Annotated in this window: 9 protein-coding genes; 4 read left to right on the top strand and 5 right to left on the bottom strand. The window is 72.0% G+C overall.

The genetic code is table 11. The features are described 5' to 3' along the window. Positions 1–491 precede the first annotated feature (491 nt). Positions 492–1,133, top strand: coding sequence for a GNAT family N-acetyltransferase (locus tag GAS53_RS43230; protein WP_192583527.1), 642 nt, complete (start codon positions 492–494; stop codon positions 1,131–1,133). Between the two features lie 77 nt (positions 1,134–1,210). On the opposite strand, the gene GAS53_RS43225 is transcribed toward GAS53_RS43230, so the two are convergent. After that, on the bottom strand, positions 1,211–1,633 hold the full coding sequence (locus GAS53_RS43225; protein WP_225859441.1) for a DUF5994 family protein: 423 nt from the start codon (positions 1,631–1,633) through the stop codon (positions 1,211–1,213). 740 nt (positions 1,634–2,373) lie between these two features. Here GAS53_RS43225 and GAS53_RS43220 point away from each other — a divergent pair. The 3 genes from GAS53_RS43220 (at position 2,374) to GAS53_RS43210 (ending at position 4,380) form a co-directional block, all read left to right on the top strand. Continuing rightward, on the top strand, positions 2,374–2,757 hold the full coding sequence (locus GAS53_RS43220) for an STAS domain-containing protein (protein WP_151483258.1): 384 nt from the start codon (positions 2,374–2,376) through the stop codon (positions 2,755–2,757). A 79-nt stretch (positions 2,758–2,836) separates the two neighbouring features. Next, positions 2,837–3,616: an ANTAR domain-containing protein gene (locus GAS53_RS43215; protein ID WP_225859440.1), complete on the top strand. Its 780-nt coding sequence runs from the start codon at positions 2,837–2,839 to the stop codon at positions 3,614–3,616. After that, positions 3,613–4,380, top strand: coding sequence for a GAF and ANTAR domain-containing protein (locus GAS53_RS43210; protein WP_151483256.1), 768 nt, complete (start codon positions 3,613–3,615; stop codon positions 4,378–4,380). Before GAS53_RS43215 ends, GAS53_RS43210 begins: the two co-directional genes overlap by 4 nt. 26 nt (positions 4,381–4,406) lie before the next feature. Here GAS53_RS43210 and GAS53_RS43205 read toward each other — a convergent pair whose 3' ends face one another. From GAS53_RS43205 to GAS53_RS43190, 4 genes are all read right to left on the bottom strand, one after another. Beyond that, positions 4,407–6,023 (bottom strand): serine/threonine-protein kinase, encoded by a 1,617-nt coding sequence (locus GAS53_RS43205; RefSeq protein ID WP_151483255.1) that lies wholly within the window; start codon positions 6,021–6,023, stop codon positions 4,407–4,409. A 142-nt stretch (positions 6,024–6,165) separates the two neighbouring features. After that, complete coding sequence (locus GAS53_RS43200; RefSeq protein ID WP_151483254.1) at positions 6,166–6,663, bottom strand: hypothetical protein; 498 nt, start codon at positions 6,661–6,663, stop codon at positions 6,166–6,168. Between the two features lie 178 nt (positions 6,664–6,841). Further along, entirely contained in the window at positions 6,842–7,864 is a 1,023-nt protein-coding gene (locus tag GAS53_RS43195; protein ID WP_151483267.1) for a hemolysin family protein, read from the bottom strand. A gap of 5 nt (positions 7,865–7,869) precedes the next feature. Then, the gene (locus GAS53_RS43190; RefSeq protein WP_151483253.1) at positions 7,870–9,243 is read right to left on the bottom strand and encodes a hemolysin family protein; all 1,374 of its coding nucleotides are present in this window, start codon (positions 9,241–9,243) and stop codon (positions 7,870–7,872) included. Positions 9,244–9,419 lie beyond the last annotated feature (176 nt).

Here is a 9,419-nt window from a genome sequence, read left to right as displayed (position 1 = left end):
GGTCGCCGCCGGTGATGAGTACACCGGCGGCGACCGCACCGCCCCGCAAGCGCCGCCCCCCGGTCGGCACGGCAGGGCATGGAATCCCTCGTCGGGTCGCGGCGGTACGCGGGAGTGCACCGCGGCGGGGTCCGAAAGGGACACGTGGACAGGGGCCCGGCCACGAAGAGGCGCCGGGTGTACGGGAGTTGTCTCGGCGGTGGCGACCGCCTCGGCCTGGCGCCCGGGGTCAGGGGGCGGATGGCGCCCGGGGACAGGGGGCGCGCGGGAAGTCGGAGATCGCGACTTCGAAACCGTGACCAGGCTCGCGAAGAGCCTCATTCATCACTCGACTCCGAGCCTAGGCCACGTGGGCGCCCGTGGACAGCCCCGCGGGACCATCGGTCGCCGGGCGTCACCCACCTGATCCCGACGCCCGGTTTACCCCGGCGGCTCCTGCTGACACGATGCCGAGTCCGGGGGTACCCGTCCCGCGGCCGGGGGAGGCCCGTATGGCAGAGGTGTACTTGCGCAGGCTGTCCCGGTGGCAGGCCGAGCAGCAGCGGAGCGCCGTCGCGGACGTGTACGTCACGGCGTACCGGGGTGCCGCGGGCGCCGAATACCGCGACCGCCAGGGCTTTCTGAGCCGCTTCGAGCAGCATGTGCAGCGACCCGGGTTCGACATGGTGGTCGCCGACGCGGGCGGGCTGGTCGGCTGCGCGTACGGATTCCGGGTGGACCGTACCGGCGAGTGGTGGTCGGGCTTCGGCGGGGAGCTGCCGACGGACATCGAGGAACTGACCGCCTCGGGCCGTACGTTCCTGCTCGCCGAACTGATGGTGCTGCCGGCCCACCGCCGCCTCGGCATCGCGACCCTCCTGGGCAAACGGCTGCTGAGCCGGCTCGACGCCGATCTGGTCGTCGCGGCCGTGGAGCGGCCCGACGACAGCGGAGGCGATGACAGTGGAGGCGACGACGGCGACAGCGGCCCGAGGAGCGCGGCCGAGGAGACCTTGCGGGCCTGGGGATGGTCGAGACTCGGTGTCCTGGATCCCCGCGCCGTCTCAGACGTCGGTTCGGGCTCCGGTTCCCGTGCCGGCACCGGCCGGGAAGCAGCCGCTCGCGAGGTATGGATCCGCAGGCCACTGCAGTGACTCCGCGCACCCGACGACCCGACGCCACCGCGTGGGCGGGCCGTCGGATCGGAACCGATCAGCGAGGAATGGAGCCATCAGCGAAGTGAGTGCGTGCCCTCCGCCGGGTCCGCCGCCGCGGCCTCCATCAGGGGCCCCGCGTCCGCCGCGTCGACCTCCGGGGGTACGACCAGCAGGTCCCAGCGGCCCCGGCCCGGGCTGAGCAGGCAGATGGTGTGCCGGTCGTGCGCTCCGGACGTCCGGCGCAGCCGTACGACGTGGTTGGCGACGAGCATCCGGCCGGGCGAGGCCGACCACATCGCCGTGTTCACGGTGACGCCGGTGATCTGTCCCCACGTACGCGGCAATGCGCCGATCAACAAGGGAAGTTCGGCCAGCAGATCACGTGAGTGGGGCCACCACGCCCCGTCGATGCGCCGCGGCAGGGAGCTGTGCGGGGCCAGCCGCAGGCGGGCGAGGGGCAGAGACGGCAGGGGTTCGAGGACGGGTACGGTGGTCATGGAGGCGCTCCTGTCTGGGGGCACGAGTGCGGTGTGCCGGTGGTTCGTTCGCGACTGACCGCGGGTCTGAACTGGTTCTCTTCTCGGGCGGCTCGGTCGAGCCGGGTGACAGGCGACTCCTCGGCCTCAGTGCCCCGGTGCCTTGGTGGTTCCGTGAGCCGGCGAATCGGCGACTCAGTGGTTCCGTGACTCGCTGCGAAGGGTGCGGTCAGGGTCTCGTGGCGCCCTGGCGGGCGGTCGGAACCGGCGGAACGTGAACAGCTTCGGCCGTCATCGGGCGGACCCTGCCCCGGGCGCCGAACGGCCCGGCGTCGTCGTGCGCCGAGGACGAGACCGGCTCGAACACCGGTGTACGACATGCCCTCGGTTCCCCCACCGTACCCCGCCCGCAGGGAAAGAGGGCGGCGGAGAGCGTACGGTTTGCGAGGTTGCGGTCCGTGTCAACTCCCGCGCGGATCTTGCGGCTTTGGTCCCGAGCCGTCAGGAACCGGTCACGTACGGCCAAGTACGGCCTCTTCGAAGGCCCTCTCCGCGGATAGCGGAAGCTGCTCGGCAGGCGGTTCCTCTCCGGCAGTACCCTCGCCGTGCGGCAGCCCGTGCCCCCGGCCCTCTCCGTGAAGTCCCGTTCCGCGCAACAGAGGCCCTGCGCAAGGCGAAAGCCACCCCGGAGCGCTGCTCCACGGAGCTGCCACGGCACCGCCCCACGGACAGCCGCTCCACAGACAGAGGAGATGGGGCACATGGGCCCGCATCCCAGCCTGTTCGACGAGTGCCGTGTGGTCCGGGCGCGCGGCGAGCTGGACCTGACGACCGCCCCGGGCTTCGCCCACGACCTGGAGGATGTCCGCCAGGGCGGCGGGCGCCTCTTCCTCATCGTCGACCTGAGCGACGTGACGTTCATGGACGGCAGCGCCCTGGACCCGTTGTGCGCGGCGTGGGACGACTGCCGGGAGCGGCGCGGGTGGACGCGGGTCGTCTACGCCCGCCCCTGCGTGAGTCTCGTGTTCCGGGCCGGCGCTGTCGTGGACCGGTTTCCCCGGTACGCGAGTGCCCAGGACGCCTGGCGGGGCGTGCCCGCCGACGGCTGGGAAGAGCGGAGCACGGTGACGGACCGATCCGCGTAGGGTGGGGGAACAGGCCGGTCAGTGCCTCGCTCCGAGGATCCCGGCCGCGGCGGAACGGAAACCGGTGATCAGCGACGGCATGGCCGACGTCCTCCGGTCGCTGCGCCTCGGCGGGCGCGGTGATCCGGCTCGGGCGTGCGCGCTGGCGCTGGGCGCCGAGGGCGTCGCGCTGTCGCTGCTCGTGGGCGACAGCCGGACGGCGGAGCCACTCTGGTGCTATCCCGAGGTGAGCGCGCGTTTTGAGGAACTCCAGTTCACGCTGGGCGAGGGCCCGGGCCCGGACGCGGTGCGCACCGGGACACCCGTCATGGAACCGGACCTGGACCGGGTACGGCCCGACCGGTGGCCCGCGCTGCTGCCGACCGCGCGGGAGATGGGCATTCACGGAGTGTGCTGCTTCCCGCTGGGTGTCGGGGCCATCCGGCTGGGCGTACTGACCGTGCTCTGCGACGAGGACCGGAGGATGACCGTGCAGCAGTGCGCGGACGCCACGGCCCTGGCCGCCGCGCTGACCGGCGCGTTCCTGAACGGGGACCGGCGAGGGAAGCGGGGCGGGGATGGGAACGGGGACGGGAACGGGGATGGCCGCCCGGTGCTCGGCGCGTTCCTGGAGTGGCCGCCGCGACTGCACCGCGCGGCGGTGCACCAGGCCACGGGAATGATCAGCGTGCAGCTCGACGTGCCGATGGAGGAGGCCTTCCTGCGCCTGCGGGCCCACGCCTACGGCAGCGAGCGCCCTCTCGGGGAGATCGCGGACGACGTGGTCGCCCGCAGACTCCGCTTCAACGACCTTGACAGCTTCGACGACTTCGGTGACGACACGAACGGGCCGTACTCGCCCGACGGTGGAAAGGAATGATCGGCATGGCCCGCGAACAACGTCTGGCCGAGACCTTCGTGGAGGTCGCGGACTCCCTCGTCGAGGACTTCGACGTCATCGACCTGCTGCAACGGCTGTCCGCGCGCTGCGTCGAGCTGCTCGACGTCTCGGCGGCCGGCATCCTGCTCGTGGACGCGCACGGCGAGCTGCAGATCATCGCCGCGTCGGACGAGCACACGCGCCTGCTGGAACTGTTCGCGCTCCAGCAGGACCAGGGCCCGTGCCTGGAGTGCTACCGCACCGGCGCGGCCCGCACGAACATCGACCTGACGCACCCGGAGACGACGGCGCCCTGGCCGCACTTCGCCATACGGGCCCGCGAGACGGGGTACGTGACCACGCACGCGCTTCCGCTGCGCCTGCGCAACCGGGTCGTCGGCGCGCTCAACCTCTTCCAGACCACAGCGCACCGCCTCGGCGACGGCGACATCGCACTCGCCCAGGCGCTCGCCGACGTGGCCACCATCGCGATCCTCCAGCAGCGCACGCTGGAACAGTCGCACGTCGAGAACAGCCAGCTGGAGAGCGCGCTCACCAGTCGCATCCTGGTCGAACAGGTCAAGGGCGTACTGGCGGAGCGCTGGAACAGTTCGGTGGACGACGCCTTCGCCGTGTTCCGCTCGTACGCGCGGGCCCATCACCTGCGCCTCGCGGACCTCGCCACGCGGATCATCGCGGGCGACTTCGACACCGCGACCATCCCGGCACCGGCCCCTGCCCCGCCGGAGCACCGCCACGGCTGACGGCCCGGGATTTCCGCCCGCCGTCGTCAGCCGACGCGGAAGCCCTGCTTGGCCGTGTCGAAGACAGGACGGTACTCGTCCCATCGGGCTTCCGGCGCCGAGAGGTAGATGTCGTACTCCGTGCCGCCCTCCTCGCCGAAGCCGAAGTCGATGGCGCGGAACGTCCGGACCTTTCCCTCGAAGGTGAACTCCCAGACCGCCGCGGGCTTCCCCCGGAACGTGGTGCGCAGCATGCGCAGCTTCCGATACGACGTGGGGTAGTTGAGCTTGGTGTTCGCCTCGATGTTCTCGAAGTGGGAGATGGGGTTCGGGCCCGCGGGGTTCACGGTGCCGATGGTGAGCTCGACGAGGCCCGACTTGTCGATGTACTTGACCTGTTCGGCGGTCGCCTTGTCGCCGCGCTTCCAGCCGTCCGGGACGGGGAAGGAGACGCCCATCTCCTTCTCCCTGACCAGGTGGAATCCCTCGGGAACGGGCTGCGGCGGCACGGACGCGGTGGCGGAGGGCGCCGTCTCCGTGCCCCGCCTCCCGCCGCCGTCGCCGTCCGACATCGCGTAGAGCCCGCCCGCCACGGCCACGGCCACGGCGACCACGGTCACGGCGCTCCGGACGACCGTGCGCCGCCCCCGGCCTCGGCGGCTGCCCGTACCGGTGGGTGCGGGAGCGGGAGCGGGCGGCATCGATCCGCGCCCCGACCCCGACTGCGGCCCCGAATCGGCGGTCGTCGCACCCAAGGAACCGGTGGCACCGACCGGACTCGTCGGCCCCGTCACCGTCGACCCCGGCACGGCCGACGCCCACGCGGCCTCCGTCGCGGCGCTCGGCGTCCGAGACGCCACCACCCGCAGCGCCCGCTCCGTCTCCTCCGCCGTCGGACGCTCGTCCGGCTCCTTGGCCAGCAGCATCTCGATGAGGGGTTCGAGCGGCCCGGCCTGCTTCATGGGGGAGAGGGGGTCGACGGCGATGGCGTACGCGGTCTCCATCGCCGTGTCCTTGCGGAACGGGGGCCGTCCCTCGACGGACTGGTAGAGGGTCGCGCCCAGCGCCCAGAGGTCCGCGGTGGGGCCCGGCTTCTGGCCCTTCATGCGCTCGGGCGCTATGTAGTCGATCGAGCCGATGATCTCGCCGGTCTTGGTCAGCGTGGAGGTGCCGGTCGCCATGGCGATGCCGAAGTCGGTGAGGACGACGCGGCCGCCGGCGCCCAGCAGTACGTTGCCGGGCTTGACGTCGCGGTGCAGTACTCCGGCGGCGTGGGCGGCCCGCAGTGCGGCGATCATGCCGAGGCCGACGCGGGCGGCCTCGCCGGGCGGCACGGTCCCGCCGCCCTTGAGGAGCGCGGCGAGGGTGGTGCCGTGCACGTACTCCATGACGATGCAGGGGAGCCCCTCGTCGTCCACGACGTCATGGACGACGACCACGTTCGGGTGGGCGATACGGGCCGCGCTGCGCGCTTCGCGGCGGGTGCGTTCGTAGACGGTGGCCAGCTCGTCCTCGGTGAGGTGCCGCTGGACGTGCAGCCGCTTGAGCGCGATCTCCCGGCTGAGGACCTCGTCCTCGGCACGCCACACGGTGCCCATGCCACCGCGGCCGATCCGCTCGATCAACCGGTACCGCCCGGCGACCAGCCGCCCTTCGTCCGACACTGCGCGCGCCCTTCCCCGGCCTTCCGCGATCTACTCCATGTTCGATTCGCGTCGCCACGATAGTCGCAGCAGGTTGCGGGCACTGTGGCGGAGGCCATGCCGTCGCCCCCGCCGTCGCACCCGTAGGCCCCGCCAGGGACTCCTAGGACCTGCCGCTGCCCTTTTTGTGCTCGGCCCTGGCCCGGTATTCCGACTCCAGGGCCGCGGCGACGGCGAGGCCGACGGCGGTCAGGCCGATGCCCAGGACGGCGGGGTTCAGATAGCCGGGCACGCGGTCGGGGGCGTAGCTCCCACCGCCCTGCGTCTCGCACACGAACCGGAGGGGGATGTAGTCCACCGTGTAGTCGACGATGCCCCCGTTACTCCGCTCCCGCTCCACCCAGCCCGCCGTACGGCAGGGCCGGATCGGCGCCGAGTCGGTGCCGCCGTCCTCCGCGTCCAGGATCACCAGGGCGACGTGCAGCATGCCCCAGACGTACAGGACGAGCGCCGCCCCGCCCGCGACGCAGGCGAGACTGCGCAGCAGTACGCCGGGGCCCGAGCGCCGTATGCCGCGCCGGCCGAGAGCTCCGAACCCCCGGCCGAGGAGGACGACGGCGGTGATGCACGCGACCGCCATGAGCACCAGCAGCCAGAGCATCACCACCTCGGCCCCCAGTGGCCGGGCGCGGGGAGCGGCTCGGGGTGGCTGGCACGTAAAGCGCCTGGTACTGCACCTGCCGGACTTCTCATCCGCCGAGTTCAGCAGGAGACGATCACTTCGCCTGTGACGGAAGCCACATCTCCGGCAACAGGAGCGTCACAGTCGCCGGAGCCCGTCAGACCCCCGCCGGAGACGGCCCCACCAGCTCCGACAGCACGTCCTCCATCGTGACGAAGCCGAGGACCTTGCCCGACTCGCCGGTGACCGCGGCCAGGTGGCTGCCCGTGGCGCGCAGAGCGGTGAGGGTGTCGTCGAGCGGGGTGTCGATGCGGACGCGGGTGACGGGATGCAGGGCGGTACGGGGGAAGGGACGGTCGCGGTCGGCGACGCCGAGCGTGTCCTTGATGTGGAGGTAGCCGAGCAGCGTGCCGTCCTCGCCCGTCACCGGGAAACGGGAGTAGCCGGCCTCGGCGGCCGCCCGCTCCAGCTGCGCCGGGGTGACGGCGTGGGGGACCGTGCGCATCCGCTGGGCCGGGACGAGGATCTCGCCGACCGGGCGGGTGCCCAGCTCCAGGGCGTCGCGCAGCCGTTCGCCGTCCGCGGCCGACAGCAGCCCCGCCTGGCTGGAGTCGACGACCATACGGGCGAGCTGGTCGTCCGTGAAGGCCGACTCCACCTCGTCCCTGGCCTCGACCCGCAGCAGCTTCAGCAGGGCGTTGGCGAAGGCGTTGATGCCGAAGACGACCGGCTTCAGCGCCCGGGTGAGGGCCACCAGGGGCGGGCCGAGCAGCAGCGCGGTCGGCACCGGCGCGGCGAGCGCGAGGTTCTTCGGAACCATCTCGCCGATCAGCATGTGCAGATACGTCGCCACGGTGAGCGCGATCACGAAGGCGATCGGGTGGACGAGGGCGTGCGGGATGTGGGCCGCCTCGAAGGCCGGCTCCAGCAGATGCGCGATGGCCGGTTCCGCGACCGCGCCGAGCACCAACGACGAGACCGTGATGCCGAGTTGGGCGGTCGCCATCATCGCGGAGATGTGCCGCAGACCCCACAGGGTCATCCGGGCCCGCTTGTTGCCCTCCTGGGACAGCGGTTCGATCTGGCTCCGGCGCACGGAGATCAGGGCGAACTCCGCGCCGACGAAGAACGCGTTGGTCAGCAGGGTCAGAGCGCCGATGGCGAGCTGAACGGTCGTCATCGTGCTCATCGGGTCTCCTCCACGGTCCGGCGGGCGGGCTCGTGCCCCGGATCGGTGACGCCGGCCGGTTCGGTGCTCCGGGCCGGTTCGGTGATGCGGACGCGATCGGCACGGTGGTGCTCGACCTCGAGGACGTCCAGCCGCCAGCCGTCCAGGTCGAGCACGTCGCCCTCGGCCGGAATCCGGGCGAGCCGCGTGGCGACCAGGCCGGCCACGGTCTCGTACGGTCCCTCCGGCGCCCGCAGTCCTATCCCGGCCAGCTCGTCGATCCGTACGCCGCCGTCCGCCTCCCAGGCCGCGCGGCCGTCGTGGGTGGCGGGCGCGGGATGCAGGTCCGGGACCTCGACGGGATCGTGCTCGTCGCGCACCTCGCCGACGACCTCCTCGACGATGTCCTCCACCGTCGCCACACCCGCCGTGCCGCCGTACTCGTCGATGACGACGGCCATCGTGCGGGCCGTCCGCATCCGCTCGAGGAGCCGGTCGGCGGGCAGGCTGTCCGGCACCAGCAGCGGGGGCGTGGCCAGCTCGGTGATGGGGGTGACGGCCCGCTTGCCGGGCTCCAGGGCGAGTACGTCACGGATGTGGACCGTGCCGACCACCTCGTCCAAGCTGTCGCGGTAGACCGGGAAGCGGGACAGGCCCGTCGCATGGGTGAGATCGGCGGCGTCGGCGGCCGTGGCCCGCGACTCCAGGGCCCGTACGTCCACGCGCGGGGTCATCACGTTCTGAGCGGTCAGCTCGCCCAGGTGCAGCGTACGGACGAACAGCTCGGCGGAGTCCGCCTCCAGCGCGCCCTCGGCGGCCGAGTGCTGGGCCAGCGCGACGAGCTCCTCCGGGCTGCGGGCCGAGGCCAGCTCCTCGGCGGGCTCCAGGCCGAAACGGCGTACGAAACGGTTCGCGGTGTTGTTGAGATGGTGGATGAACGGGCCGAACGCGGCCGTGAAGCCGCGCTGCGGGCCCGCGACCACCTTGGCGACGGCCAGCGGGCGGGAGATCGCCCAGTTCTTCGGCACCAGCTCGCCGACCACCATCAGGACGACGGTGGAGACGACCACGCCCAGCACGGTCGCCACGGACGAGGCCGCACCGCCCAGTCCTGCCGCCTCCAAGGGGCCTCGGAGGAGCACGGCCAGCGAGGGTTCGGCGAGCATGCCGATCACCAGCGAGGTGACGGTGATGCCCAGCTGGGCCCCGGACAGCTGGAACGTCAGCCGTCGCACCGCCTTCAGCGCGCCCTCGGCGCCCCGCTCGCCCGCCTCGGCGGCCCGCTCCAGGTCACCGCGCTCGACGGTGGTCAGGGAGAACTCGGCCGCCACGAACAGCGCGCAGGCGAGCGTGAGCAGCAGGGCGAGCAGGAGCAGCAGGATCTCGGTCACCGTGCCACCCCCGATCCCTCACGCATGCGTCTCGGGCCGGGAATGGCACGGCTCGTACTGGGAGGTTCACCCATCGCGGAACCGTCGCTCCTCACTCGTATTCATCGGAACTCGTATTCATCGGTTTCATCGGTCGTACCGACAGTTTCATCCGTCGTACCGACGGTTTCATCGGT

The organism is Streptomyces albicerus (genome assembly GCF_008905045.1).
GTDB classification, from domain to species: Bacteria; Actinomycetota; Actinomycetes; order Streptomycetales; family Streptomycetaceae; genus Streptomyces; species Streptomyces albicerus.
Note: the sequence above shows the minus strand (reverse complement) of the source record. Positions and strands in the feature narration are given on the sequence as shown.